We start from the raw sequence: 24,907 nt of genomic DNA, 5'->3' as shown, positions 1-24,907 counted from the left end.
TCCAGAAAATCAATATCTATAATAATCCGGTTTGAAAGGACCATCGACGGTCACACCGATATATTCGGCCTGATCTTCCTTGAGTTCGGTAAGCTCGGCACCCAAACGGGCCAAGTGCAGTTTGGCCACTTTTTCGTCCAAGTGCTTCGGAAGCATATACACTTCGTTCTCGTACTTATCGCTGTGGTTCCAAAGCTCTATCTGTGCCAAGGTCTGGTTGGTGAACGAGTTGCTCATCACAAAACTGGGGTGTCCTGTGGCACAGCCCAAGTTGACCAATCGGCCTTCGGCCAAAATGATGATGTCCTTGCCATCAATGGTATATTTGTCCACTTGTGGTTTTATCTCGTCCTTGGTATCGCCATAGGCACCGTTCAACCAGGCCATATCGATTTCATTGTCAAAATGTCCAATGTTGCAGACAATGGCCTTGTCCTTCATGGCCCTAAAGTGCTCTTCGCGGATAATGTCCTTGTTTCCAGTCGTGGTAATCACAATATCGGCATTAGCAACGACGGTTTCCAGTCTTTTTACCTCATAGCCATCCATACAGGCCTGTAGGGCACAGATGGGGTCTATTTCGGTAACAGTAACGATAGATCCCGCTCCTCGGAAAGAGGCTGCAGTACCTTTGCCCACATCTCCATAACCGGCAACCACTACGCGTTTTCCGGCCAACATGGTGTCCGTGGCCCTGCGGATGGCATCCACGGCACTTTCACGACAGCCATATTTGTTGTCGAACTTGGATTTGGTCACGGAGTCGTTCACGTTGATGGCGGGCATGGGCAAAGTGCCCTTTTTCATTCGTTCGTACAAACGGTGCACGCCAGTGGTGGTTTCTTCGGAAAGTCCCCTCACACCTGGGGCCAATTCTGGATATTTGTCCAAGACCATGTTGGTAAGGTCACCACCATCGTCCAAGATCATGTTCAAAGGCTTCCTGTCCTCTCCAAAGAACAAGGTTTGCTCAATGCACCAATCAAATTCCTGAGCGTTCATCCCTTTCCAAGCATACACGGGAACCCCTGCTGCGGCAATGGCGGCGGCGGCATGGTCCTGGGTGGAAAAGATGTTGCAGGAACTCCAGGTCACTTCGGCACCAAGGGCCACCAAAGTTTCAATAAGAACCGCTGTTTGGATGGTCATGTGCAGGCAACCGGCAATCCGGGCGCCCTTCAAGGGCTGTTGGTTCCCGTATTCCTCACGCAATGCCATAAGTCCTGGCATTTCCGCTTCGGCAAGCTCAATCTCTTTTCTTCCCCAACTTGCAAGGGAGATGTCCTTTACCTTATAGGGTATGTACGGAATTGTCTTTGTGCTCATACTTTATGTATATTTACTTTTGTAGCTTCGCTTTATTAGTGCGACAAAGATACAAATTCGCTTAACTTCTGGTCATGCCCATTTACAAAACCATAACAGTTTCACCTACCACCAAAGTCTATATTTGGAAAGTCACAGAACCTGAAGCCCAGCTATCTAGAAATGTGGAGCTCACCCCACATTGCCAGACCCGGATGGACGGTATGAAATCCGAGGCGCACCGCAGGGCATTCCTGAGCATAAGGCACCTTTTGGCAGAGGCCGGATATCAGGACAGCGACCTTTACTACGATGATTTTGGCAAGCCCCATCTAAAAGATGGAAGCTACATTTCCATCACCCATTCCCACAATTTTACAGGGATCATAGTGAGCGAGACCGATGAGGTGGGCATCGACATAGAGATGCAGCGGGACAAGATCCTCAATATTGCGCACAAGTTCACGCCCATTGAAGAGTACAAGACCTTGGCCAATGCGGAGGCCATCATCCGAAAATTGACCATAGTTTGGGGTGCCAAGGAATCCCTTTATAAAATATATGCGCAGCAGGGCCTTAGCTTTTTAAGGCATATCAATGTCATGGATTTTACGTTTGATGATTCGCGCACCGTGGCCGAAATCCTGTACAAGGGTAAAAAATCCCAGTATGAGGTGGAGTTTTTTGAATTTGAGGGCTTCACCTGCGTGTATGCGCTCAAATTGATGGGGGGATGAGCATTACTTTTTAGTAGTTTTGCCCTGAAAAATGTTCCCATGAAAATATCCGTTGAACTTACCCTTACCCCATTGCAGGATGACTTTGAACCTCCTATCATTGATTTTATCAAAAGATTGCGAGCTTCAGGGCTTACCATTTTGGAAAATCCATTGAGCACGCAGGTGTTCGGGGACTACGACAAGGTCATGGCGCTGCTCCAGACCGAAATCAGGGAAACGTTCAATGCCTTGGACCATGTGGTGCTGACCATGAAAATGGTAAAATCCGACAGAAGCGGCTATGAACCCCATTTTTGATTTTTTCCTAGGGCCCTACGAGGATCGGGAGCTTTCCCTCGTCATTTTGGAGGCCACTGCTTTTTTCTTTGGAATAGCCAGTGTGGTCTATGCCAAGAGAGAGGACATCATGGTCTATCCCACCGGCTTGGTGGGCACCGCCATCACCACCTACATCTTTTTGGTGGACAGGCTTTTTGGGGATATGATGCTGAATTTCTATTTCTCCATCATGAGCATCTATGGTTGGTGGAACTGGGCCCGACGAAAGGAGAACAGGGACCCCGTGGTGTACATCACTAGAACCAATACGAAGGAAAAATGGGTGGGTTTTGGACTTTTTATGCTCACCATGCTTGTGACCTATGGAGTGTACAGGGTATTTGGGGCAGAGATACAGACGAGCAACTATGTGGACATCCTTACCTCGGGGATTTTTTTCACGGCGATGTGGTATATGGCCAATAAAAAATTGGAAAGCTGGACCCTATGGATCATAGGAGATTTAATAACCGTACCTTTGTATGCATATAGGGGATGGGGCATGTTCTCATTGCAATACCTCATCTTTACCATTTTGGCCATTCAGGGATATCTCACATGGAAGAAAAACTTGGGCAAGAGCCCACAAACCTCATCAAAGTAGTCCTTTTTGGACCCGAATCCACAGGAAAGACCACCTTGGCCGAACAACTGGCCGAACATTACCACACCGAATGGGTGCCCGAATATGCCCGGGAATATCTTCAGGAAAAATGGGACAGGGAACAAAAGACCTGTGAACCCAAAGACCTATTGCCCATTGCGTATGGACAGATGCGCTTGGAAAACCAATTGTCCAAATCCGCCAACAAGGTCCTGATCTGCGACACCGACCTTTTGGAGACCAAGGTCTATTCCGAAACCTACTACACAGGTACTTGTGACCCCATGTTGGAAGAATATGCGCTCAAGAACACCTATGACCTTTACCTGTTGACCTACATTGACACCCCTTGGGTGGCGGATGACCTGAGGGACAAACCGGACGAGCGCGAACGAATGTTTTCATATTTCAAGGAAGCATTGGAAAAATATGACCGAAATTTTATTACCTTAAGAGGAGATAAGGCAACTCGGCTTTCAACAGCCATAAAACATATTGACAAACTCCTCTGAAACATGATAGAATTAAGTCCGAAAGACGTGGAACAATTGGATTCCAAAGGAATTTCAAATGAAAAAGTCATCCGTCAGATCAAGACCTTTATGGAAGGCATCCCCTTTGTGCAACTCAAAAAAGCGGCCGTAGTAGGCAACGGTATCCTGCGGTTTTCCGAAAAGGAACAAAAAGAGCTCATCCAGTATTTTGAAGACCATCGGGGCAGCCTCGATCTCTTGAAGTTTGTTCCCGCTTCGGGGGCCGCCTCACGGATGTTCAAGGCCATGTTCAATTTTTTGGATGCCTATGATCCGTCCAAGGAATCGCTTTCTGCCTATACTGAACGGACCGGAGACACGGATGTCAAAAAATTTACCGAACAAATACACAAGTTGCCCTTTTATGATCTGATCATGGGTCGAATCAAGGGCAGGGCGTCCAACAAAGATGGGGAAGCCTATCTTTTTGTGAAGGAAATGTTGGTGGAAGATGGATTGAACTACGGATTCTACCCCAAAGGCTTGTTGCCGTTCCACCAATACAATTCCGGGAGCGCCACCCCATTTGAAGAACATTTGAAGGAAGCGGCCCTCTATGCGAAAACCGATGGAAAGGCCCATCTCCATTTTACGGTCTCGGAACAGCATGATGAAATGTTCAAGGAGGAAGAGGCCAAAGTGGTCCCGAAAGTCTCGAAAAGCACGGACACCCGTTTTGAAATTTCATACTCCAATCAAAAACCATCAACGGATACCATTGCGGTGGACATGGAGAACAGGCCCTTCAAAAACGGGGACGGCTCCATCCTGTTCAGGCCGGGGGGGCATGGCGCCTTGATCGAAAACCTGAACGATCAGGATGCAGACATCATCTTCATCAAGAACATCGACAATGTGGTGATCGACAAGAATCTGGAGGAAGTGGCCAATAGCAAGAAAATGTTGGCAGGGGCACTCAAGAAGGTCCAGGACAAGGCATTTGCCTATGCATCACTTTTGGATAAAGGAGATGTTTCAGTGGAAAAAATGGACGAAATAAAGACGTTTCTTGAGAAGAGCCTCAATGTGCGCATGCCCAACGATTATGAGGAACTGGATGTGGACGAGCAGCAAGCGGTGTTGAAGGACAGGATAAATAGGCCTATCCGAATCTGCGGTATGGTAAAGAACGAAGGCGAACCTGGAGGAGGACCATTTTGGATACAGGACACCCAAGGAAACATTTCGCTTCAGATCATAGAATCCGCCCAAATAGACATGGACAATCCTGAACAGGCTGAAATCCTTAAAAATTCGACCCATTTCAACCCTGTGGATTTGGTGTGCGGGGTACGAAATTACAAAGGGGAAAAGTATGACCTCTTGCATTTTGTGGATGAAAAACAAGGCTTCATCACCGGCAAGACCATGGAAGGCAAAGAACTCAAGGCCCTGGAGCTCCCCGGGCTGTGGAACGGAGGCATGGCATTCTGGAACACCATTTTTGTGGAAGTGCCGTTGGTGACCTTCAACCCGGTGAAGACGGTAAACGATCTTTTGAAACCCACACACCAAGCATAACTATCATAAAAACAGCATAATAAATCCGCCATCAATTTGATGGCGGATTTATTTTGTCCATTCATGTGACCTTCGTCCACAAAAGGTGTCCAAACAAGTGTACAACCTATTGGGACGGTGATCTCTGTCTCAAGGCAAAGTATTCGCAGTCCTTTGGATTGTTAGGATTTAGGTTGGTTGATTTGGTTAGAGGGCCGTGCATTATGTACGGCTTTCTTTTCACCTTGGCATGGAAACTGTAAATGTGAATGAAAAAAGATGTTTTTAAAAATAGTACTGCTCCTCAACTTGGTCTCCCTCGGGATTGCCCTGTACATTTTATACGCTTATATAAAGGATCGAAGAAAGAAAAATGAAGAAAAGAATCAGGACGATGCTATATAAACACTATCCATGTATTGTCCATTTCTGCCAATCTCGTTCATAGTCTTTTTCCTTGGGATTATGATTTTGGCGTAATGGAAAGGCTGCTTCGGCAGCCTTTCTTGTATAAAATCTACACACCTTCTGGGTACTCCTACACAGTTTTACCCATCCGTTCAAAAGCGGCACAAAATATAAATAGCTATTAATCAATTGAATACAAGTAAGAAGGGAGCTATTCTAAACTTGGCACCAGTTTTTCATATAGATAAGCAAGTTTAATCAGTAACATAAAATCTTATACCATGAAAAAGTTAATTTTTGCAACCGCACTATCATTTGTAGGACTAACAGCTATCGCCAATGTGGAGCCCACAGAATTGAAAATGGATGAAACAACAGTTGTCGTGGCACAGGATTTCCAAGAAATCAGTGTATCCGACCTTCCTGAGGCAGTATCCTCAGCCGTGGCAAAAGATTACCCCACTGCCAAGGTTGACAAAGCCTATAAGAACGACCAGGACCAGTACAAATTGGATCTTTCCCTTGAAGACGGGACCACTGGATCAGTGTATGCCGATGCTGAAGGGAACTGGATTGAAATGTAGATCATAGTTTTCGAGACCACACGTTAGGTTAGTTGGTTTGGTTAGCGAGGGGCTGCGAGAGCGGCCCCTTCTTTTTTGTGATAATTTTATGGGTTCGCCACCATGCCAAAAAGTAAGGGTATTGTATCTTAGACAACTGAGATATGCCCAAAATCTTAATCATTGAGGACGACACGGCTTTTTGTCAAATGCTGCAAAAGTTTTTGACCAAGCATGGTTTTGCCGTTTCCACAAGCTACTCCATCAAAGAAGCGGAAGAACAACTGAACACTTCCATCTTCGATATTATCCTCTCCGATGTCAGACTTCCCAAAGGGAACGGGGTCACGTTGCTCCCCCGGGTCAAAAAGGAATCGCCTGCCACCCAGGTTATCCTGATGACGGGCTATGCAGAGGTCAAGACCGCGGTCAACGCCATGAAAAAGGGCGCTTTCGATTACATCTCAAAACCCTTTACCCCGGAGGAAATCCTATCAGTGATCAATAATGCGCTGAATGTGGCCACAACCACCGAAGCAGTGCCCAAGACACCAAAACCCCGTCCCAAGACTTCTGGACAGGGCAATTTTTTGATGGGAGAGAGTGAAAGATCAAAAAAATTACAACAATACATCGAGTTGGTGGCACCTACCAATATGTCGGTCCTGTTGACCGGCGAAAGTGGTACGGGAAAAGAGGTCACGGCCAATGCCATCCACAATGCCAGCAAAAGAAAGGGCCACAATTTTGTGGCCGTGGACTGTGGGGCCATTCCGAAAGAAATAGCCACCAGTGAATTTTTTGGCCATGTCAAGGGAAGTTTCACAGGGGCGATAGAGGACAAAAAAGGACATTTTGAAGCGGCCAATGGAGGGACCCTCTTTTTGGATGAGGTAGGAAACCTGTCCTACGAACACCAAGTGCAGTTGCTCAGGGCCATTCAGGAACGGAAGATAAAACGGGTGGGGAGCACCAAAGAGATCCAATTGGATCTTCGGATCATTGCCGCCACCAACGAAAACCTGCTGGAAGCCGTTGAGGAAGGCAGTTTTAGGGAAGATCTTTACCATCGGTTGAACGAGTTCTCCATTGAAGTTCCGTCATTGCGGGACAGAAAAGAGGATATCCTTTTGTTCGCCAATTATTTTTTGGACAAGGCCAATGCAGAACTGGACAAGGAGGTATTGGAGTTTTCCGAAGAGACGCAACAAATATTGTTGGATTATCCATGGCCAGGAAACCTTAGGGAGATGAAGAACATGATCAAAAGGGCCGTGCTCTTTACGCAGGGAAATACCGTTTTGGCAAGTTCCCTTGCCGATGAGGTCGTGCAGGCTTCACAAACGGAAAATACTTCCGTCTTCTCTAGGGCTGAGTATGAAAAAGAAAGGATCCTCACCGCTTTGAAACAGACCAACTTCAACAAGAGCAAAGCGGCAAAATTGCTCCACATCACCAGGAAGACCCTTTACAACAAGATCAACCAATATCAATTGGAAGTTTGACCAAGTAGTCCTTGATATCCCCGTTGAGGTGAGAAATTGTTTTTTCAAGCCCTGTCAACATCCCAAACACTTTTTTTCCCTTCGTATCATCGGAAAGACGTTCCATATTTTCCAATAATGGAATGGCCTCGTGGGCTTCCAACTGCCTGAACATGGGTAGCATCTTATGTGCTATGGCACGGATTTCTGAAAAATCAGGGCTGCTGATGTGTGAAAAGAGCAGTTCCATATTTTTGTCCGTATTTTCCAAAAACACTTCCAACACTTCCCGAACAGCCTTTGGACTTTCCAGAAAGGGTAAGATATTCTTGATACTGAAATATGACGATTGGGGATCGGGAACAGCAAGGGCAGTGCCCGCACTCCCATTTGACAAGGAGGAATGGCCTGTTCTGGCCAAAACATCCAATAAGGAAATGTTGGAGAAAGGTTTCTGTAGCACATCTTCGAACCCAGCTTGGGTATAGACCGACTTGTCCGTGATTTTTTGCCCTGTCATGGCTATCACAGGATTTTCATAACCCATGCCCCTCAGCTTCTCCAAAACCGTAAAGCCATCGGTTCCCGGCATTTGGATATCGGTCAGTACCACATCATAGGAAAGATTGCCCTCTTTTTCCAGTTCTTTGAATTTGGAATGGGTCACGATGTGGATTGCATTGATCTGACAAATGTCCTCCAAGAGTTTGAGCATGGTCACATCATCATCTATTGCACATAGCCTCAATGTTCCGTTGGGTAGGACGGGTTTTGTAGTATCAGCCTCAACAGGCATTTCACCAAATTCCACCGGAAAGCTTACGGTAAATGTACTTCCCTGATTTTCAGTGCTTTTCATTTGGATGGTCCCACCCAAGAGCTCGGTCAATTTTTTGGAAATGGTCAGTCCAAGGCCATATCCCCCATATTTTTTTTCGGTGGATTCATTGGCTTGGGCGAATTCTTGAAATATGAGCTGCTGTTTTTCAGGTTTTATGCCAATACCGGTATCCTCCACTTCGATCTTGACCCAAGGTCTGCCTGCTTTTTCCTCCAAGATGGCAGAGATCATAACATGTCCCTTATCGGTAAACTTCAGGGCGTTGCCCACCAAGTTCGTCAAAACTTGCCGTATGCGGAAGGGATCGCTGACAATGGGCTTTTCCAGCCTTTCATCGATTTCCGACCGGAGCTCCACATCCTTTTTGGAATTTACTTCCCCAAAGTGCACCAACGTTTCACGGATAAGGCTGGGCAACAGGAAGGGCACACGGTCGAGATTCATTCGGCCAGCCTCCAATTTTGAATAGTCCAAAAGGTCGTTCACCAAGTTTTCCACATACCCTGAAGCTGATTTGACGTTTTTTAGATAGCCCAGTTGCTTGCCACTCAATCCACTGTGCTCCATCAGCTCGGTGTAACCACTTATGGTGTTCAAAGGTGTTCTCAGATCATGGCTTACCGTGGAAATCAGTTGCTCCCTGCTCTTCAGAAGAAATTCGGAATATTTTTTCTCTTCCTCCAGTTGTTCCCGATAACGTTGCACCTTCCAATAATCCTTGGAAATCATGAAGGTGAAGAAAATGACGATCAAAAGCCCCAGCAATAAGGCCCCACCTGCCAAACGGGTGGTTCTTTGCATGGCAAGCCGCTGGTTGGCATTGTCCAATTGCGCCTTTTGGGCCATCTCACGTTCAAATCCGGCAATAATGCTTCGCATCTTTTGGGAAAGTTCAAGGTCCGTCCTATAGATCTGGAGTTCTTTTTGGATCAGGGAACGCTCATTGGCCGCGGCTTCGGTTATGGCTTTGTTCAAGATGGACCGGGACACCTGCAGTATGGAGTCGATGTTGTTTGCGTCCACATTGCTGTTGGTGCTTGGAATGTTTTTGTTGAGCAGGGCCACATATTCCCGGATGGATTTTTGGGTCGATGGGGGCAATTGCTCAAAATTGGGGACAAAACTTTCAGCGGTGATCCGTCCCATCTCCACCTCCATTCTGTGGAAAGCTTCCAACACGGCATCGAAAGAAGTACTGTTCTCGTTCTCCACCATTAACTTTCGAAGCTCAGCACTGTTGTACACCTTCTGCTGTAGGAGCCCCTGAACGCTGTCCAGTTGGGAGATCAGGTAATTGGGATTGTTTTTGACAAGCGGTTTAAGGGAATCGATAATGGTGTTGATGGAATCCACTTTTATCGCATAGGCTTTCAGGTCATCCGGTTTTTTGGTCTTGAGTGCCAATTTGGAAAGGTTTTCCGCTTCGTAGAGGTTGGAGAGCAATCTATTGGTATGTAACAATTTGGCACTATCGCCCTCACTGTTTTTGGTAGAAACGTAGGTCTTGAACTCATTATAAATAAAAAAAGCGGCAAACACGGCCAAAATACCAAGGGCCACGTAACTGGAAATGATATTGAATGTAAACCTCTTTTTGGATCTGGGGTACATATTTGTATATACGCTGGAACATGAGGGTCATGGTTGTTAGAAAAAGTTAAATTTTCCCAATCTATTTTTATGAAAAGTGGACCTTGCTCAGTACATTTGTCCCATCTCAAAGGGGTGCTTTTGCAAAAAGGCTGAGATTATACCCAATGAACCTGGGCGGGTAATGCCGCCAAGGGATTGCGCAAGGCGCATCTTGGAATTTCTATGTTTCTTTTGAAACAAAAATCAATTTATCAACAAGAATAATGACCCCTTTTATTCGTAACATTTTTACGAATGAAACTGCTTTATTCAAACAGTAAGCCCATGACCGCTGGGTTCGCATGCGGTCCAACGCGACCGATAAAGAACCACGGGCGCAACATCAAAACCTTAATGGCAACATTGGCCCTTTCAGGGCTGGCGTTCAACATGAGCGCCCAGGAAGAACCGACCGATTCCCTCGAAGGGAAGAAAGTGGTGCTGGATGAGGTATTGGTGCAGGCCATTAGGGTGACCAAGGAATTTCCCATCACCTTTACCAATTTGGACCAGGAGGAAATGGCTTCCAGGAACCTCGGGCAGGACGTACCCATCCTGATGAACTTTATGCCTGCGGTAGTGACCACTTCCGATGCCGGGGCCGGGGTGGGATACACCAGCATCCGTGTGCGGGGTAGTGATGCCACGCGGGTAAACGTGACCATCAACGGGGTGCCTTACAATGATGCCGAATCGCAAGGTACATTTTGGGTGAACATGCCCGATTTTGCCTCTTCCACCCAAAGCCTTCAATTGCAACGAGGGGTGGGGACATCGACCAACGGGGCCGGGGCCTTTGGGGCAAGCCTCAACGTGCTCACCGACGCATTCTCCGAGGAAGCCTATGCCAAGGTCTCATCATCCGTGGGGAGTTTCAACACGCTGCGGAACAATGTGAAGTTCAGCACCGGTATCCTGAACGATCATTTTGAGTTTTCGGGAAGGTTGTCGCGGATCACATCCGATGGGTATGTGGACAGAGCCGCTTCGGAACTGGATGCCTATTTCCTGCAAGGGGTCTATAAGGACGAAAATACCTTGGTGAAAGCTTTGCTTTTTGGCGGTCATGAGATCACGTACCAGGCTTGGGACGGAATCACCGCCGAACAACTGGAAAATAACAGGACCTTCAATCCGGTGGGCATGTACACCGATGAAAACGGACAGACCCAATTCTATGATAAAGAGGAGGACAATTACAAGCAGGACCATTTTCAGTTGCATTGGAGCGAGACTTTGAGTCCTGAGTGGAGCACCAATCTGGCCCTGCACTATACCCGGGGAAGGGGTTATTTTGAACAATATCGGGAAGACGATGACTTTGCCGATTATGGATTGGAGCCCATCGAAATAGGTGGCGAAACCATAAATACCACCGATTTGATCCGCAGAAGATGGTTGGACAATGATTTTTACGGCACCGTTTTCTCGGCTACTTATACCAAAAATGACCTTCGATTGATTTTGGGAGGAGGATATAATGAGTACAAAGGAGATCATTTCGGGGAGATCATCTGGGCACGTTATGCCAGCGATAGTGAAATCAGGGACAGATACTATGACGACAACTCCACCAAGACGGATTTTAATGTCTATGCCAAGGCCAACTACCAACTCAATGGAAAATGGTCCATTTTTGGTGATGTGCAATATCGAGGCGTCGGCTATGAGGCCAATGGGGACGATACCGGACTGGTCGATGACACCTTTGACTTCTTCAATCCCAAGGCCGGTGTCACCTTTGACATGGACCGGAACAACAATTTCTATCTTTCCTATGCCAAGGCCAGTAGGGAGCCCAACCGTAATGATTATGAAAGTGGCAGCCCAAAACCAGAGCATCTGAACGATTTTGAGTTGGGTTGGCGCTATGTTTCCCCCAATTTCCAATTGAACACCAACGTGTACTACATGCGGTATAAGGATCAATTGGTGCTTACGGGGGAACTCAACGATGTGGGGGCGCCCTTAAGATCCAATGTGGGGGACAGTTATCGCATGGGTCTGGAAATGGATGCCAACATCAAACTGGGACAAAAGTTCATGCTCAGGCCCAACATCGCCCTTAGCGACAACCGCAACCTCGATTTTTATTTCCAAAGGGATGGTGAACTTCAGGATTTGGGAAATACCAACATCGCCTACTCCCCCAAGATCGTGGCGGGAAATATTTTGGCCTTTCAACCCCATCAAAACTTCCAGTTGTCACTGTTGTCCAAATTTGTGGGCAAGCAATACATGGGCAATATAGACTCGGAAAATTCCACTTTGGACAGCTACACCCAGACCGATTTCAATGTGCAATATGTCATCAATGCCAACTCTTTTTTTAAGAGCATAATCCTGTCCGGCCTGGTGAACAACATTTTCGATGCCGACATAGTTTCCAACGGATATTTTTACACCTACGATGATGATTTTTCCAACCCGGGAACCATCACCACCATCGAGGAAGCCAGATATTATCCCCAAGCAGGAATCAACTTTTTGTTGGGGGCCACCATTGTTTTTTAAACGGTAATGAATGGGATTCTGTACTTTTATGACATGGCAGAATCCCATTTTCTTTTTCCTGAAAACAGACCCCTTCGTTGGGGCATCATTGGTTGTGGCAGTGTGGCCGAAAAAAAGAGCGTTCCGGCCTATGTGAACACTCCCGGTTTTGAAGTACGAATGGTCATGCGCCGCGATGCGGAGAAGGCGAGGGACTATGCCGAAAGGCACAAAATAGCCCAATGGACCACCAATGCGAATGAGGTGATAGACCATCCGGAAATAGATGCCATATATATTGCCACACCACCCGACTCCCATAAATTTTATGCCCTAAAAGTGGCCGCTGCCGGAAAACCCTGCTGTGTCGAAAAGCCCATGGCTCCCAATTATGTGGACAGTCTTGCCATTTATGAAGCGTTCCGCACAAAGGGCATTCCCCTTTTTGTGGCCTACTACCGCCGTTCCTTGCCAAGGTTCCTTAAAGTGAAAGAATGGCTGGATGAAGGCCTGATCGGAAAAGTACGGCACATCCATTGGCAAAAGACGAAGCCGCCCAGTGACATAGATCTGAACGGGGATTACAATTGGAGAACGGACAACAAAGTGGCCCCTGGAGGCTATTTTGATGATCTGGCGAGCCACGGACTCGATTTGTTCACTTTTCTTTTGGGGGACATCCAAATGGCCCACGGGATTGCCTTGAACCAACAAGGGCTATATGCTGCACACGATGCGGTTTCTGGGACTTGGTTGCATGGAAGTGGTGTGACTGGTACAGGGGTATGGAATTTTGGCCATTATTTTCGAGAGGATAAAGTCGATATCCTGGGTTCCAAAGGAAAGATCAGCTTTGCTGTTTTGGACGAGGCCCCCTTGGTATTGGAAAATGAATCGGGACTACAGCTCATGGAAGTTCCCCACCCCGATCACGTGCAGCAATTTCATGTGGAAAACATCAAGGAGCACCTTTTGGGAAGAAAAGCGCACCCATCCACTGGAAAAACAGGATTGCACACCAGTTGGGTCATGGACCGTATTTTGGGGAATAATTGATCAGTTGGAAATCGTCACCACATTCCCGCTCTGGGTCGCTCTATAATACAATAGGTCATGGTATCTTTTCCCATCATCGGGCCTGTCCAATTGCTGCCCGGTAAATAGGCTATACGTGTACCCTTCGCAGCTACAGACCACATTTTGCCCATCTATGGTCATGGTGGAGCAATCGTTTGGGGCATGGTTGGGACAGCTGGCCTCAAAGGCGTAGAAGGTGTCCAAGCTGGATTTGATCACAAAAGCGCCACGGGTACCCACACCACTGTTCCCCACATACACCGGATTGCCAATGGTATTGAGGTTGCTGTACAAGGGAAGGTTCAGGTTCAGGTCGAACCGGAAACGCACTTCCTGCAAATAGGGGTTTCGGTTGGTACTGTCTGAACTACAGGCGAATAGAATCAAAAGAAGGCAAAGGCCCCAGAAATGTTTCATAGCGGTATTTTCAATGAGGTGCTTCGGCAAAGTTGAACAAAAATTACCTATATTTGCGTTAAATCCTCGCAAAAACCATGCAGGTCATGGGAATCGTAGAGGATTTTTTGTATTTGTAGAGAAAGAGACCATTGGGGAAATTTTTTGATTTTCTTCGATGTTCCTTTGCATTAAAACATGTCGATATGAGCAAGATATCTTATTATACCGCAGAAGGATTAAAGAAGCTGAGGGACGAACTGAACCAGCTAAAGGACGTGGAACGTCCGAAGGCATCCCAGGCCATTGCAGAGGCCAGAGACAAGGGAGATCTGTCCGAGAATGCCGAATATGATGCAGCAAAGGAAGCACAGGGCCTTTTGGAAATGAAGATTTCCAAGATGGAGGAAACCTTGGCCAATGCCCGATTGATAGACGAATCACAATTGGACAACTCAAAAATTCTCGTTCTATCGACCGTAAAATTGAAAAATCAGGCCAATGGTATGGTCATGAAATACACTTTGGTGGCCGAAAGCGAGGCAGATCTCAAGACAGGAAAAATTTCCGTCACTTCCCCCATAGGAAAGGGGTTGTTGGGAAAATCAGTGGGGGACATGGCAGAGATCAAGGTGCCCAATGGAACCCTGAAACTGGAAGTTTTGGAGATCACCAGGGAGTGACAGCAATTAAAATCTGTATATTTAATCCCGTCCCACGACGGGATTTTTAGTTAAAAACCAAATCAAGATGGCCAGTATTTTTACCAAGATCATGAACGGGGAAATTCCCTGCCATAAAATAACCGAAGACGAGGACAATTTCGCCTTTTTGGACATCAACCCAAATTCCAAAGGGCATACCTTATGTGTCCCCAAAAAGGAAGTGGACAAAATATGGGACTTGGACGGGGAGTCTTACGGGAAACTCATGTCGTTTTCGCGAAAAGTGGCCATTGCCCTGGAAAAAGCCGTTCCCTGCAAGCGGGTCGGCATGACCGTGATCGGTCTCGAAGTGCCCCATGTGCACGTGCATCTTATTCCCTTGCAGAGCATGGCGAACGCGACCTTTCAACACAAGGAAAAACTGACTACTGAAGAATTTGAGACCGTGGCCGAAGCCATCCGTTCCCATCTCTAAATCGTGCCCTGAAGGAAAAAGTACACAGCTCCAGCCACAAGGCAGAGCAACAATGCCAGAATGATAAAAAACAAGGTGGTGAACCGTATCGACTTCCGGTCAGGGGCCACCAGTTTGTTGTAATACTCATAGACCCTTTCAATATCGGGGGTCCAGTTCACTGGATAAATTGTCGAATTGCATTTGTTGCACTTGATCTCGTGGGTCACCTCGTTCGTTGTCCGGTGGTACAACGGGCTGTACATGTGCTTTTGGTAAAAGGTAAGCTTCAGTTCCTGGTTATAACATTCGGGGCAGTTATTGGTAATCTCAGCTTCCTTTAGTACAAGTTTTTTTTCCTTTGCCATGGCTCATTTCATTTTTCATTTGCTCTTAGGGAAATTTGCATGATTGTTCCTTCCTTACTTGACGAAAATACTTTAATTTTTCCTTTATGGTACTCTTCCACGATTCTTTTTACAAGGGAAAGTCCTAACCCCCAGCCTCTTTTCTTGGTGGTCACCCCTGGATTAAAAATGTTCTGGAAGTCACTTTTTGCGATTCCGTGGCCGGTGTCCGAAACCAAAATATTGACCGTTTGTCCTTTTTTCTCGATCTGGATGGCGATGTTCCCTTTGCCCTTCATCGCATCGATCCCATTTTTTACCAAGTTTTCAATGCTCCAGTTGTACAATGGAGGATTCAGCAGTACAAGGGCTTCCTCCACATTGCTGCTAAAGGAGAAATGGACCAGTTTGGAACTCCTTTGCTTGAGATAGTCGTAGGCCTTTTTGGTTTCTTCAACAATGTCGTGGACATGCAGTTCAGGGATCGATCCAATTTTGGAAAAACGCTCCGTAATGGTCTGTAGTCGGTCGATGTCCTTCGCAATTTCCTTGGTCACATCCGGGTTGATGTCCTCGGTCTTCAACAGTTCGTTCCAACCCATGAGCGATGTCAGTGGAGTGCCGATCTGGTGTGCGGTCTCCTTGGCCATGCCCGCCCAGAGCTTGTTCTGTTCCGATGCCTTATTGGTCTTGAAGAAAAAGAAAATGACCGTCCCGAACAGGCATATGATCAGCAGCAGCGCGAGGGGATAATACTTCAATTTGTTGAGCACCTCGGAGTTTCCGTAGTAGAGCGTTTCCAGCAGTTCATCTTCCTGGATGATCTGTATGGGCTCGTTCTCATTTTTGAACTGCTCTATCTTTTGTTGGATATAGGTGCTGTCGGCAATCTTGTCCTTATCGATATTGTGGGTTTTGTAGGACCCCTTTTCATTGACCAAGATCATGGGGGTGGACGTGTTGTTGGCCATCACCTTCAAGGTAAGGTTGCCCAGTTCCTGATCTACCGGGGATTGGATGAGCTCCAACTGGGCCGTGGCCCATATTTCCATTTTCAACCGTTCTTCCTCCTTGAACTTCTTAAAAAAACTGTTGGTGTTCCACAAAATCAAGCTCACAATGACGAATGCGGATATCAACAAGGTAATATTGGAAGCTTTCCTTTTGGGGCTGAAGTTCATTGTTGGTCGGATTGTGTTTTAAAGATAGCGGAAAATGGAAAACATGTTGATAGTTAGTTAGCATAACGGGTTTTCAATAGGATTCATTTTATGTACTTTTGAAATTCAACAAAAATTAACATAATGGAAGTTCAGGGAAGAATCAAAATGATCGATGATACCAAAACCTTTGGAAACAATGGTTTTAGGAAAAGAGAGGTCGTAGTGACCACGGAAGAACAATATCCCCAGCATATTCTGGTGGAGTTTGTACAGGACAAATGTGATTTGTTGGACAGCTATAAAGTGGGCCAGCCCGTTAAGATAAGCATCAACCTCAGGGGCAGGGAATGGGTGAACCCCCAGGGAGAGACCAAATATTTCAACTCCATCCAAGGATGGCGTATCGAGAACCTACAGCCCGATGCCGGAAGCGGCAACATGCCCCCGGTTCCCCCCATGGAAGCCTTTGAGCCTGCGGACGACCTCAATGAGGAGGATCACGACGACCTTCCGTTCTAAAAGGCCAACGATTTTTTCTTTAGGAAAACGACGATTTTTCATGAGAGCCCTACCTGAGAAACAGGAAGGGCTTTCTGTTTTGTGTCCCATTGCTTATTTTTAGGATAAAACTGCATTGTGGAAAACGACGGGAGCAAATTTCCGCTACATTTTTTAGGCAAACGATTGGAGTTTCCCCCAGTGGAGATGGCCAACGAGGATGGCCTTCTTGCCGTGGGCGGCGACCTTACTCCCGAAAGACTCCTTTTGGCCTACAAGAACGGAATTTTTCCTTGGTTCAATGACGATGCCCTTATCCTCTGGTGGAGCCCGGACCCCCGTATGGTGCTTTTTCCGCATAAAATAAAAATATCCAAGAGCATGCGGAAGGAACTACGGACCGACAAGTTCAGGCTCACCCAAGATACCTGTTTTGAAAAAGTGATGGAGCACTGTGCCCAAGTGGAACGCAAGGGACAGCACGGTACTTGGATCACTCCGGAGATGAAGACGGCCTATACGGACCTTCACCACAAGAAGATTGCCCGCTCCTACGAAGTGTGGGAGGAAGGCCAATTGGTGGGGGGGCTCTATGGGGTGGACCTGGGTCATGTGTTCTGCGGGGAGAGCATGTTCAGTCTGAGGCCCAATGCCTCCAAATATGCCTTTATACGAATGGCACAGGAACTGGCCCGAAAAAAATACAGTCTTATCGATTGCCAAGTCCATACGGACCATCTGGAAAGCCTAGGCGCCGAATTGATCCCCAGAAATAGGTTTATGGAAATTTTACAGGGACAATTGGGCACTGGTGAGTAAGAACACCACATTTTGGGGCAATCCTGAAGTATATTCCTCCATGCGGTATTCCACCCCCACTTGGAGTTTAAGCCCATGGTCCAGTTGCCACCCGACCTGTCCGCTCAGTCTGGTGTCGTATTGGGGCGAGTTGCCTTTGGCAACACTGAGCAGGTTTTCAAAACCGCCCACAAAATAAGGCTCCCCCAAGTCCAGTTTTTCACCCTTCAATGGAAAATCCAAGGCAAAACGATACCGGAACCTGTGTGTGGTCAAGGGTTTGGTGATACGTTGCTCCGAACGGAACCGATGCCCAAAACGTACCGAAAAAGGCTTATGGGTCACATTGTACTGCTGTACGAGCCTGAGTTCGTTGTCACCACCATCAAAATTGTTCCTGAACCGGTACTGCACACCAAGGGCGATACTTTGGTTGTCCTTGATCTCAAGATTGGAAAAATGGACCAGGTCGATTTGTCTTGTTTTCAGCAAAACCTCACTATCCTCGATGATGTAATTTCTATTGGCCACGGAAAAGTTGTGAGAATAGACCTTGTTGACATCATAATTTATGGCAAATTCAGGTTGCCAATAGCCGGTCAGGTTATCTTGGGCACGGATGTAGCCAAAAGAGAAAAAAAGCAGCAAAAAAAGAAGCCATTTAGGGGTATAGGACATGGTCGTAACTAAGGGGTGATGATTTGCGGATGTTGATCAAAGTGCCTTCGGAGTTGAAAAGTGCCTCATAGGTTTGGAAACCCTTATCCTTTTTGGCGGAAAAGACAAGCTCGTAATTGATGTAGGGCAAGATGAGGTTTTGGAAGGCATCGTGCAACGTTTTTTTTGGATCTCGATCGTCCAGCGGATATTGTTGCTGGATCTTTCTGATCCGGAATTTGGGATATTCCGCATGGAGATGGTCCGTGATCGCATTCCAGGAATCTTCGGGGATGTCCCTTTCGGTGATGATGAACTCCACATCTTCCAGTTTTCCTTTTTCATTGAACTCCACGCTATAGTGCAGCCTGCCTTTTTTGAACTTGGCCTCGTAGCTTTTTTTGGTGCTGTCCAGTTCTTGGTAGAACCGTATTCTTTTGGCGTTGGCCACATATTCCTCGATTTGCGAAAATGCCGCGTCGGGAAATTGTTCCCTATCGATCCTGAATTCCTGTTCACGCTTTACTTGGCACAGTGCCCAAAAAGGGGAACAGAGCAACAATAATAGCCCAATCTTATACTTCATCATATCTAAAACAGTGGATTTCGTGATCGTTTACCATGCCAGTGGCCTGCATATGGGCGTAGATCACCGTGCTGCCCACAAACTTGAAGCCTCGTTTTTTCAGGTCTTTGCTGATGGCATCCGAAATGGCGGTGGTTGCGGGGGCGTGCTTGTAATTTTCCAGTTTATTTTTGATGGGACTGCCGTTCACGAACCCCCAGATATAGTCACTAAAACTACCAAACTCCTTCTGGATCTCCATAAAAGCGATGGCATTGGAGACGGTAGCATTCACTTTCAATTTATTTCGGATGATGCCCGGATCTTCCAAGAGTGCATCGATTTTGGATTGTTCGTAGGCGGCAATTTTTTTATAATCGAATTGATCAAAGGCCCTTCGGAAATTATCGCGCTTCCTCAATACGGTGATCCAACTCAGCCCGGCCTGAAAGGTTTCCAAGATCAAAAACTCGAAGATCGTATCATCATCCTTAACGGGAACTCCCCATTCCGTGTCGTGATAGGCTTCATACAAGGGGTCGCCAAGACACCAGCCGCACCTGTGTTTTTCCATGTTCTCCAATTTCTTCAAAAATACGTGAAAAACGCGAATAGTTAATTGAAAGTTAAAGTATCATAATATGATAGCAATACTATTATTTTTGCGATTCATAATTTCAAAATGTGTTTGTGATGGAAGTATTGATGCAGTCCCTTAAAATGGGAATCAACTCAGAGCTCTACATCAAAGACCCGGAATCGTCGGATTTGGGCAAAAAAATTGTGGAGCACAGCATTTCAATGATCGATGAGATGGGTTTTGAGCGGTTTACGTTCAAAAAACTTGGTGTACGGATCAAATCGAACGAAAGCTCCATCTACCGCTATTTTGAAAACAAACACAAGCTATTGTTGTACTTGGCCTCTTGGTACTGGGGATGGTTGGAATACAGAATGGTCTTTGCCACGAATGGGATTTCGGACCCTAGGGAAAAACTGAAAAAGGCCATTGAGGTATTGACCCAAAATGTACAGGAAGACTCCTCGGTCTCGCACATCAATGAGGTGGTGTTGAACAGGATAATCATTGACGAATACTCCAAATCCTTATTGGTCAAGGAAGTAGGAAAAGAAAATAAGGACGGCTATTTCATTGTTTACAAAAGGTTGGTGGGCAGATTGGGCAAGATGGTGGAGGAAGTGGACAAAGAATATCCCTATCCCAATTCATTGGCAAGTACGGTTTTGGAAGGGGCGCTCTACCAATATTTTTTAAAGGAACATTTTCCATCGCTCACGGATTGTGATGAAAACTTGGGCCCCACTCAATACTTCACGGATTTGGTTTTCGGTATTCTAAAAAACGCATAATGGCAAAAAACATTCTTACTGCTTGGCAACGCTTGATAGGGTTGCTGACCTTGGACAAAAAAGATGTCTTTCAAGTTTTTTATTACGCCATTTTTGCCGGATTGGTCAATTTGTCCTTGCCCTTGGGCATACAGGCCATCATCAATTTGATACAGGGGGCAAGGGTAAGTACTTCCTGGGTGGTACTGGTCGTTCTGGTCACCATGGGAGTGGCTTTTGTAGGGGCACTTCAATTGATGCAGATACGGATCATTGAAAACCTCCAACAGAAAATTTTCACCCGCTCATCCTTTGAGTTCACCTATCGCTTTCCCAAAATAAAGATGAGCGAACTACGGGACTATTATCCGCCGGAACTCGCCAATCGTTTTTTTGATACCATTACCGTCCAAAAATCACTGTCCAAGATACTCATCGACTTTCCATCGGCATTGTTGCAGATTATCTTCGGGCTGTTGCTCCTGTCCTTTTACCACCCCTTTTTCATTATCTATGGGCTATTGTTGCTCCTGTTGATTTATTTCGTGTTCAAGTTTACGGCGCAAAAGGGACTGGAGACAAGTTTGGAAGAATCCAACAGCAAATACAAAGTCGCCCATTGGATCCAGGAAATAGCCCGATCCATCATAAGCTTCAAGCTTTCGGGCCGCACTTCGCACGCCATGGACAAGAACGATGCCCTCGTGGCGGAATATCTCGATGCCAGGGAAGGGCACTTTCGGATCTTGGTGCTCCAATTTGTCCAAATGGTCGGGTTCAAGGTCTTGGTCACAGCAGGACTCTTATTGATAGGCGGACTTCTCGTATTGGACCAACAGATGAACATCGGTCAGTTTGTGGCCGCAGAGATCATCATTCTTTTGGTGATCAATTCTGTGGAAAAAATGATCTTGGGACTAGAAGTGTTCTACGACCTGCTCACTTCCTTGGAAAAACTGGGACAGGTGGTCGATAAGAAACTGGAACCCCTAGAAGGTGAAACCCCTTTTGATGGTACACAGGGACTTGTGGTGGAGCTTCAGAACGTGGTGTATAAAGTGCCTGGAAGGGACAAAAAGATCATTGACGATGTGTCCTTCACCATAGAACCCCAGAGCAGGATACTCATACAAGGTTCCAACGGATCGGGCAAATCCACCCTGCTCAGAATGATTGCCGGAATCTTGGAACCCGATCAGGGCAAGATCTATGTCAACAATGTGTCGCTCCAAGGAATCAACCTTAGGGAATATCGATCCCAACTCGGACATTCCCTTACCGAAGAATATCCGTTTGAAGGAACCATTCAGGACAATATCACCTTTGGGAACAAGAATATCCCTATGGACGACATCTATTGGGCCTTGGAAAAAGTGGGGCTGACCCAATTTGTCAAAGAACAATCAAAAGGACTGAAGACCATACTCTACCCCGAAGGGAAGAAGATACCGGACTTTATCTCCAAAAAGATCGTTTTGGCCCGCAGTATAGTGACCAGGCCCAAACTACTCCTGCTCAAGGACCCCTTGGAACTGTTTGGGGAAAATGAGTCAGGACAGGTCATGGATTTTCTTGCCGATCCTTCCAACGGATGGGCCCTAATAGTGGTCAGCGAGAACCCTAGATGGGCCGATCGCTGCAATAGGATTATTACCATGGAAAACGGACGGTTGATCAATGAAACATTAAGATAATGCTGAATATTTCCTCACATAGCAAGTTGAATGAAAAGGTGGACATTTCCCAGTACTGTGCCGGGAAAAAAGTGTTCCACAAGAGACATTACAAACAGTTTAACCGCTTTTTGGCAGCATTCTCCATCATTGTCTTTTTTATCCTTTTCCTCCCATGGACGCAGACCATATCCGGAAGGGGATATTTGACCACCCTGACGCCGGACCAAAGGCCACAGACCATCCAATCGCCCATACCGGGCCGTATTGAAAAATGGTATGTCCGTGAAGGGGACTACGTGGAAAAAGGAGACACCATCCTGCACATATCCGAGGTGAAGAGCGAATATTTCGATCCCGATCTTGTGGAGCGTACCGGCAAACAGATAGAGGCGAAATCCATGGCCGTAACCTCGTACAAAGAAAAAGTGAAGGCCTTGGACCAGCAGATAGATGCATTGACCAGGGAGCGCGGATTGAAGTTGGAACAGGCCAAAAACAAACTGCTCCAATCCAAATTAAAGGTCCGCAGCGACAGCATTGACCTGGAAGCGGCAAAGACCAACATAACCATTGCACAACGCCAATACGATCGTGTGGTGCAGTTGCAGGAAGAAGGGCTGAAGGCGGTCACCGATGTGGAAGAAAAACGACTGAAACTCCAAGAGACCCAGGCCAAACTCATCGGCCAGGAGAACAAATTGCTGGCCAGTAAGAATGATGTGATCAATGCCCAGGTGGAAATCAACAGGGTGCAGGCAGAGTACACCGACAAAATTTCAAAGGCGCAGAGCGACCTGTACACGGCCCAGTCCAATCAATTTGATTCCGAGGCACAAGTGACCAAATTGGAAAACGAGTACACCAATTATGAGATCAGGAACAGCCTGCTGTACATAAGGGCCCCACAAAGTGGCTACATCAACAAGGCCCTCCAGTCCGGCATCGGGGAGACCTTTAAGGAAGGAGCGCAATTGGTCGGCATAATGCCGTCAGATTATGATATGGCAGTGGAGACCTATGTGGACCCCATAGATTTGCCATTGATCCATGTCGGCGAAAAAGTACGGATACAATTTGATGGTTGGCCCGCCATTGTCTTCAGCGGTTGGCCCAACGTATCCTATGGAACTTTTGGGGGCGAAATAGTCGCCATTGAGACTTTCATCAGCCCAAACGGAAAATACCGTGTGCTGTTGGCGCCCGATCCAGATGACGTTCCTTGGCCCAAGGATGTACGGGTGGGCTCTGGGGCCAGTACCCTGGCACTTTTGCAGGACGTTCCCATATGGTTCGAACTATGGAGGCAGCTCAATGGATTTCCTCCGGATTATTATCAACCCCAAAACACAGCTGAGAATGCCACAAAAAAATAGAACGCAATCGCTTCTTTGCGCATTCATTTTCCTTGTCACTGGGCAATTTTATGCCCAGCAGGACGGATTGGTGCTAGGGTTCAAGGAATATTTGGGCTATGTGAAGAAATACCATCCCGTGGCCAAACAGGCCCAGTTGAACATCCCCATGGGGCAGGCCAACCTGATGAAAGCAAGGGGAGGCTTCGACCCCAAGATAGAAGTGGACTATGAGCGCAAGGAGTTCAAGGAAACCGAATATTGGGACCGATTGAACACCACGTTCAAAATTCCTACCTGGTTCGGGATAGAACTCAAAGGGAATTTTCAGCAGAGCGAAGGGGTCTATATCAACCCCGATGAAACCCTTCCGGAGGATGGATTGTACAGCGCTGGGGTCTCCATGTCGTTGGCACAGGGTTTTTGGATCAACGAACGGATGGCCACTTTGCGAAAGGCCAAGCTCTTCAGGGAGCAGTCCAAGGCCGAACAAGACCTTCAGGTAAACGAGGTGCTGTACAAGGCATCGCTGGCCTATTTTGATTGGTTGAGGGCATTTCGGGATGCCGAGGTGTACAAGGACTTTTTGGACAACGCCGAAATCAGGTTTAATGGGATACGTGAGAGTGCCCTGGCAGGTGATATTGCCATGATCGATACCGTTGAGGCGAAGATAGCCGTGCGGAACAGGTCACTCGGTTATGAGCAGGCCAAAGTGAAACTGATGAAAGAATCCTTGCAACTGTCCAACTTTTTGTGGATAAACGATGTACCCGTGGAGCTTCAGCCCGGAGTGAAACCTGACTTGGGGACGGACCTCGCCATTGATTCCACATTGGAGATCCAAGGAGTGCCCTTGGACAGTTTCGATCTCAACAACCACCCCAAAATGATGTCCTTGGAATACAAAATTGAAGGATTGGAAGTGGACAAAAGGTTAAAAGCCAACAAATTACTGCCAAAGTTGGACGTGGAATACAATTTTATCACGGAAACCCCCGAACTGATGAATTCCTTTGTGACCGAAAACTATAAAGGGGGCCTTACCTTTCAATTGCCCTTGTTCCTTCGCAAGGAGCGGGGCGACCTGAAATTGGCCAAATTCAAACTGCGGGATGCCGAATTTGAAAGGGACAATGCCCAAGTGGAAATACAGAACAAGGTAACCGCTATCTATAACGAACTGGATTCCTATGTCCTCCAAAATCAACTGATCCAAGATATAGTAAAAGATTATGCCACATTGCTGACCGCCGAAGAACGGAAGTTCAGCTTCGGTGAAAGTTCCCTCTTTTTGATCAATTCCAGGGAAGGTAAATTGATTGACGCCTACCTGAAGCAGAACGAAATGGAGAACAAATTCTTCCATGCCAAGGCCATGCTGTTCAAGAGTTTGGCCATCAACCCCAAAACACTCTAAACAATTCCAAAGGATGTAAGTTCTTGGATTATCTGCGACAACCTATGACAAAAGTCACCAAATAGGCC

25 protein-coding genes and 1 pseudogene are annotated in these 24,907 nt (G+C 46.7%); 18 read left to right on the top strand and 8 right to left on the bottom strand.

Annotated features, from left to right (window positions below):
* Positions 1-9: 9 nt before the first annotated feature.
* The gene (gene ahcY / locus SD450_RS05560; protein WP_318343645.1) at positions 10-1,326 is read right to left on the bottom strand and encodes an adenosylhomocysteinase; all 1,317 of its coding nucleotides are present in this window, start codon (positions 1,324-1,326) and stop codon (positions 10-12) included.
* Positions 1,327-1,400: 74 nt separating this feature from the next.
* Here ahcY and SD450_RS05555 point away from each other — a divergent pair, with 74 nt between their 5' ends.
* The 7 genes from SD450_RS05555 to SD450_RS05525 all read left to right on the top strand — a co-directional run bounded on the left by SD450_RS05555 (position 1,401) and on the right by SD450_RS05525 (position 7,476).
* On the top strand, positions 1,401-2,042 hold the full coding sequence (locus SD450_RS05555; RefSeq protein WP_318343644.1) for a 4'-phosphopantetheinyl transferase family protein: 642 nt from the start codon (positions 1,401-1,403) through the stop codon (positions 2,040-2,042).
* A gap of 39 nt (positions 2,043-2,081) precedes the next feature.
* Positions 2,082-2,342 carry a YkoF family thiamine/hydroxymethylpyrimidine-binding protein gene (locus SD450_RS05550; RefSeq protein WP_318343643.1) on the top strand — a complete coding sequence of 87 codons (261 nt, stop codon included), beginning with the start codon at positions 2,082-2,084 and terminating at the stop codon, positions 2,340-2,342.
* Positions 2,326-2,967 carry a nicotinamide riboside transporter PnuC gene (gene pnuC / locus SD450_RS05545; RefSeq protein ID WP_318343642.1) on the top strand — a complete coding sequence of 214 codons (642 nt, stop codon included), beginning with the start codon at positions 2,326-2,328 and terminating at the stop codon, positions 2,965-2,967. Before SD450_RS05550 ends, pnuC begins: the two co-directional genes overlap by 17 nt.
* Positions 2,922-3,479: an ATP-binding protein gene (locus SD450_RS05540; RefSeq protein WP_318343641.1), complete on the top strand. Its 558-nt coding sequence runs from the start codon at positions 2,922-2,924 to the stop codon at positions 3,477-3,479. Before pnuC ends, SD450_RS05540 begins: the two co-directional genes overlap by 46 nt.
* Before the next feature lie 3 nt (positions 3,480-3,482).
* Positions 3,483-5,021, top strand: a complete 1,539-nt coding sequence (locus SD450_RS05535) for a DUF4301 family protein (protein ID WP_318343640.1) — start codon at positions 3,483-3,485, stop codon at positions 5,019-5,021.
* A gap of 668 nt (positions 5,022-5,689) precedes the next feature.
* Positions 5,690-5,992 (top strand): hypothetical protein, encoded by a 303-nt coding sequence (locus SD450_RS05530; protein WP_318343639.1) that lies wholly within the window; start codon positions 5,690-5,692, stop codon positions 5,990-5,992.
* A gap of 143 nt (positions 5,993-6,135) precedes the next feature.
* Positions 6,136-7,476 (top strand): sigma-54-dependent transcriptional regulator, encoded by a 1,341-nt coding sequence (locus tag SD450_RS05525; RefSeq protein WP_318343638.1) that lies wholly within the window; start codon positions 6,136-6,138, stop codon positions 7,474-7,476.
* Here SD450_RS05525 and SD450_RS05520 read toward each other — a convergent pair.
* Positions 7,451-9,907: a hybrid sensor histidine kinase/response regulator gene (locus tag SD450_RS05520; RefSeq protein ID WP_318343637.1), complete on the bottom strand. Its 2,457-nt coding sequence runs from the start codon at positions 9,905-9,907 to the stop codon at positions 7,451-7,453. The genes SD450_RS05525 and SD450_RS05520 overlap by 26 nt on opposite strands.
* Before the next feature lie 375 nt (positions 9,908-10,282).
* Here SD450_RS05520 and SD450_RS05515 point away from each other — a divergent pair, with 375 nt between their 5' ends.
* Together SD450_RS05515 and SD450_RS05510 are read left to right on the top strand one after the other, a co-directional pair.
* On the top strand, positions 10,283-12,442 hold the full coding sequence (locus tag SD450_RS05515) for a TonB-dependent receptor (RefSeq protein ID WP_318343857.1): 2,160 nt from the start codon (positions 10,283-10,285) through the stop codon (positions 12,440-12,442).
* Positions 12,443-12,448: 6 nt separating this feature from the next.
* Positions 12,449-13,477, top strand: a complete 1,029-nt coding sequence (locus tag SD450_RS05510) for a Gfo/Idh/MocA family protein (RefSeq protein WP_318343636.1) — start codon at positions 12,449-12,451, stop codon at positions 13,475-13,477.
* Here the strand turns inward: SD450_RS05510 and SD450_RS05505 are convergent, their stop codons facing one another.
* Positions 13,478-13,915, bottom strand: coding sequence for a Rieske (2Fe-2S) protein (locus SD450_RS05505; protein ID WP_318343635.1), 438 nt, complete (start codon positions 13,913-13,915; stop codon positions 13,478-13,480). It lies immediately after the preceding gene.
* Positions 13,916-14,100: 185 nt separating this feature from the next.
* Between SD450_RS05505 and greA the strand changes: the two genes are divergently transcribed.
* Complete coding sequence (gene greA / locus SD450_RS05500) at positions 14,101-14,577, top strand: transcription elongation factor GreA (protein ID WP_072875994.1); 477 nt, start codon at positions 14,101-14,103, stop codon at positions 14,575-14,577.
* Positions 14,578-14,644: 67 nt separating this feature from the next.
* Entirely contained in the window at positions 14,645-15,034 is a 390-nt protein-coding gene (locus tag SD450_RS05495; protein WP_318343634.1) for an HIT family protein, read from the top strand.
* Here SD450_RS05495 and SD450_RS05490 read toward each other — a convergent pair.
* Positions 15,031-15,381 (bottom strand): hypothetical protein, encoded by a 351-nt coding sequence (locus SD450_RS05490; protein ID WP_318343633.1) that lies wholly within the window; start codon positions 15,379-15,381, stop codon positions 15,031-15,033. The genes SD450_RS05495 and SD450_RS05490 overlap by 4 nt on opposite strands.
* A gap of 8 nt (positions 15,382-15,389) precedes the next feature.
* A complete protein-coding gene (locus SD450_RS05485) occupies positions 15,390-16,541 on the bottom strand; it encodes a sensor histidine kinase (protein WP_318343632.1) in 1,152 nt (383 codons plus the stop codon).
* 123 nt (positions 16,542-16,664) lie between these two features.
* On the opposite strand from SD450_RS05485, the gene SD450_RS05480 reads away from it, so the two are divergent.
* Positions 16,665-17,042 (top strand): DUF3127 domain-containing protein, encoded by a 378-nt coding sequence (locus SD450_RS05480; protein ID WP_318343631.1) that lies wholly within the window; start codon positions 16,665-16,667, stop codon positions 17,040-17,042.
* Between the two features lie 186 nt (positions 17,043-17,228).
* Positions 17,229-17,840 (top strand): leucyl/phenylalanyl-tRNA--protein transferase, encoded by a 612-nt coding sequence (gene aat, locus SD450_RS05475; protein WP_318343856.1) that lies wholly within the window; start codon positions 17,229-17,231, stop codon positions 17,838-17,840.
* Here the strand turns inward: aat and SD450_RS05470 are convergent.
* The 3 genes from SD450_RS05470 to SD450_RS05460 are packed head-to-tail and all read right to left on the bottom strand — an operon-like array spanning position 17,811 to position 19,615.
* Positions 17,811-18,467: a DUF2490 domain-containing protein gene (locus SD450_RS05470; RefSeq protein ID WP_318343630.1), complete on the bottom strand. Its 657-nt coding sequence runs from the start codon at positions 18,465-18,467 to the stop codon at positions 17,811-17,813. The genes aat and SD450_RS05470 overlap by 30 nt on opposite strands.
* 13 nt (positions 18,468-18,480) lie before the next feature.
* Complete coding sequence (locus SD450_RS05465; RefSeq protein ID WP_318343629.1) at positions 18,481-19,065, bottom strand: hypothetical protein; 585 nt, start codon at positions 19,063-19,065, stop codon at positions 18,481-18,483.
* Positions 19,052-19,615, bottom strand: a complete 564-nt coding sequence (locus tag SD450_RS05460; RefSeq protein ID WP_318343628.1) for a DNA-3-methyladenine glycosylase I — start codon at positions 19,613-19,615, stop codon at positions 19,052-19,054. Before SD450_RS05460 ends, SD450_RS05465 begins: the two co-directional genes overlap by 14 nt.
* Before the next feature lie 119 nt (positions 19,616-19,734).
* Here SD450_RS05460 and SD450_RS05455 point away from each other — a divergent pair, with 119 nt between their 5' ends.
* From SD450_RS05455 to SD450_RS05440, 5 genes and pseudogenes are all read left to right on the top strand, one after another.
* Entirely contained in the window at positions 19,735-20,412 is a 678-nt protein-coding gene (locus SD450_RS05455; protein WP_318343627.1) for a TetR/AcrR family transcriptional regulator, read from the top strand.
* Positions 20,412-21,275, top strand: a pseudogene (locus tag SD450_RS19530) (ABC transporter transmembrane domain-containing protein); the annotation flags it as partial. The gene SD450_RS05455 and the pseudogene SD450_RS19530, both read left to right, overlap by 1 nt.
* Positions 21,276-21,296: 21 nt before the next feature.
* Complete coding sequence (locus tag SD450_RS19525; protein ID WP_404828228.1) at positions 21,297-22,085, top strand: ATP-binding cassette domain-containing protein; 789 nt, start codon at positions 21,297-21,299, stop codon at positions 22,083-22,085.
* Positions 22,085-23,440 carry an HlyD family secretion protein gene (locus SD450_RS05445; RefSeq protein WP_318343625.1) on the top strand — a complete coding sequence of 452 codons (1,356 nt, stop codon included), beginning with the start codon at positions 22,085-22,087 and terminating at the stop codon, positions 23,438-23,440. The genes SD450_RS19525 and SD450_RS05445 overlap by 1 nt, the downstream gene beginning before the upstream one ends.
* A complete protein-coding gene (locus SD450_RS05440) occupies positions 23,424-24,839 on the top strand; it encodes a TolC family protein (RefSeq protein ID WP_318343624.1) in 1,416 nt (471 codons plus the stop codon). Before SD450_RS05445 ends, SD450_RS05440 begins: the two co-directional genes overlap by 17 nt.
* Positions 24,840-24,907: the final 68 nt, after the last annotated feature.

Source organism: Flagellimonas baculiformis (assembly GCF_033441575.1).
Lineage (GTDB): Bacteria > Bacteroidota > Bacteroidia > Flavobacteriales > Flavobacteriaceae > Flagellimonas > Flagellimonas baculiformis.
This window is presented reverse-complemented; position numbering and strand designations above follow the sequence as displayed.

What these genes read in the sequence shown, in the direction of transcription:
- ahcY (WP_318343645.1), bottom strand. Translation starts at nt 1,326, where the DNA reads ATGAGCACAAAGACAATTCCGTACATACCCTATAAGGTAAAGGACATC.
- SD450_RS05555 (WP_318343644.1), top strand. Translation starts at nt 1,401, where the DNA reads ATGCCCATTTACAAAACCATAACAGTTTCACCTACCACCAAAGTCTAT.
- SD450_RS05550 (WP_318343643.1), top strand. Translation starts at nt 2,082, where the DNA reads ATGAAAATATCCGTTGAACTTACCCTTACCCCATTGCAGGATGACTTT.
- pnuC (WP_318343642.1), top strand. Translation starts at nt 2,326, where the DNA reads ATGAACCCCATTTTTGATTTTTTCCTAGGGCCCTACGAGGATCGGGAG.
- SD450_RS05540 (WP_318343641.1), top strand. Translation starts at nt 2,922, where the DNA reads ATGGAAGAAAAACTTGGGCAAGAGCCCACAAACCTCATCAAAGTAGTC.
- SD450_RS05535 (WP_318343640.1), top strand. Translation starts at nt 3,483, where the DNA reads ATGATAGAATTAAGTCCGAAAGACGTGGAACAATTGGATTCCAAAGGA.
- SD450_RS05530 (WP_318343639.1), top strand. Translation starts at nt 5,690, where the DNA reads ATGAAAAAGTTAATTTTTGCAACCGCACTATCATTTGTAGGACTAACA.
- SD450_RS05525 (WP_318343638.1), top strand. Translation starts at nt 6,136, where the DNA reads ATGCCCAAAATCTTAATCATTGAGGACGACACGGCTTTTTGTCAAATG.
- SD450_RS05520 (WP_318343637.1), bottom strand. Translation starts at nt 9,907, where the DNA reads ATGTACCCCAGATCCAAAAAGAGGTTTACATTCAATATCATTTCCAGT.
- SD450_RS05515 (WP_318343857.1), top strand. Translation starts at nt 10,283, where the DNA reads ATGGCAACATTGGCCCTTTCAGGGCTGGCGTTCAACATGAGCGCCCAG.
- SD450_RS05510 (WP_318343636.1), top strand. Translation starts at nt 12,449, where the DNA reads ATGAATGGGATTCTGTACTTTTATGACATGGCAGAATCCCATTTTCTT.
- SD450_RS05505 (WP_318343635.1), bottom strand. Translation starts at nt 13,915, where the DNA reads ATGAAACATTTCTGGGGCCTTTGCCTTCTTTTGATTCTATTCGCCTGT.
- greA (WP_072875994.1), top strand. Translation starts at nt 14,101, where the DNA reads ATGAGCAAGATATCTTATTATACCGCAGAAGGATTAAAGAAGCTGAGG.
- SD450_RS05495 (WP_318343634.1), top strand. Translation starts at nt 14,645, where the DNA reads ATGGCCAGTATTTTTACCAAGATCATGAACGGGGAAATTCCCTGCCAT.
- SD450_RS05490 (WP_318343633.1), bottom strand. Translation starts at nt 15,381, where the DNA reads ATGGCAAAGGAAAAAAAACTTGTACTAAAGGAAGCTGAGATTACCAAT.
- SD450_RS05485 (WP_318343632.1), bottom strand. Translation starts at nt 16,541, where the DNA reads ATGAACTTCAGCCCCAAAAGGAAAGCTTCCAATATTACCTTGTTGATA.
- SD450_RS05480 (WP_318343631.1), top strand. Translation starts at nt 16,665, where the DNA reads ATGGAAGTTCAGGGAAGAATCAAAATGATCGATGATACCAAAACCTTT.
- aat (WP_318343856.1), top strand. Translation starts at nt 17,229, where the DNA reads ATGGCCAACGAGGATGGCCTTCTTGCCGTGGGCGGCGACCTTACTCCC.
- SD450_RS05465 (WP_318343629.1), bottom strand. Translation starts at nt 19,065, where the DNA reads ATGATGAAGTATAAGATTGGGCTATTATTGTTGCTCTGTTCCCCTTTT.
- SD450_RS05460 (WP_318343628.1), bottom strand. Translation starts at nt 19,615, where the DNA reads ATGGAAAAACACAGGTGCGGCTGGTGTCTTGGCGACCCCTTGTATGAA.
- SD450_RS05455 (WP_318343627.1), top strand. Translation starts at nt 19,735, where the DNA reads ATGGAAGTATTGATGCAGTCCCTTAAAATGGGAATCAACTCAGAGCTC.
- SD450_RS19525 (WP_404828228.1), top strand. Translation starts at nt 21,297, where the DNA reads ATGATCTTGGGACTAGAAGTGTTCTACGACCTGCTCACTTCCTTGGAA.
- SD450_RS05445 (WP_318343625.1), top strand. Translation starts at nt 22,085, where the DNA reads ATGCTGAATATTTCCTCACATAGCAAGTTGAATGAAAAGGTGGACATT.
- SD450_RS05440 (WP_318343624.1), top strand. Translation starts at nt 23,424, where the DNA reads ATGCCACAAAAAAATAGAACGCAATCGCTTCTTTGCGCATTCATTTTC.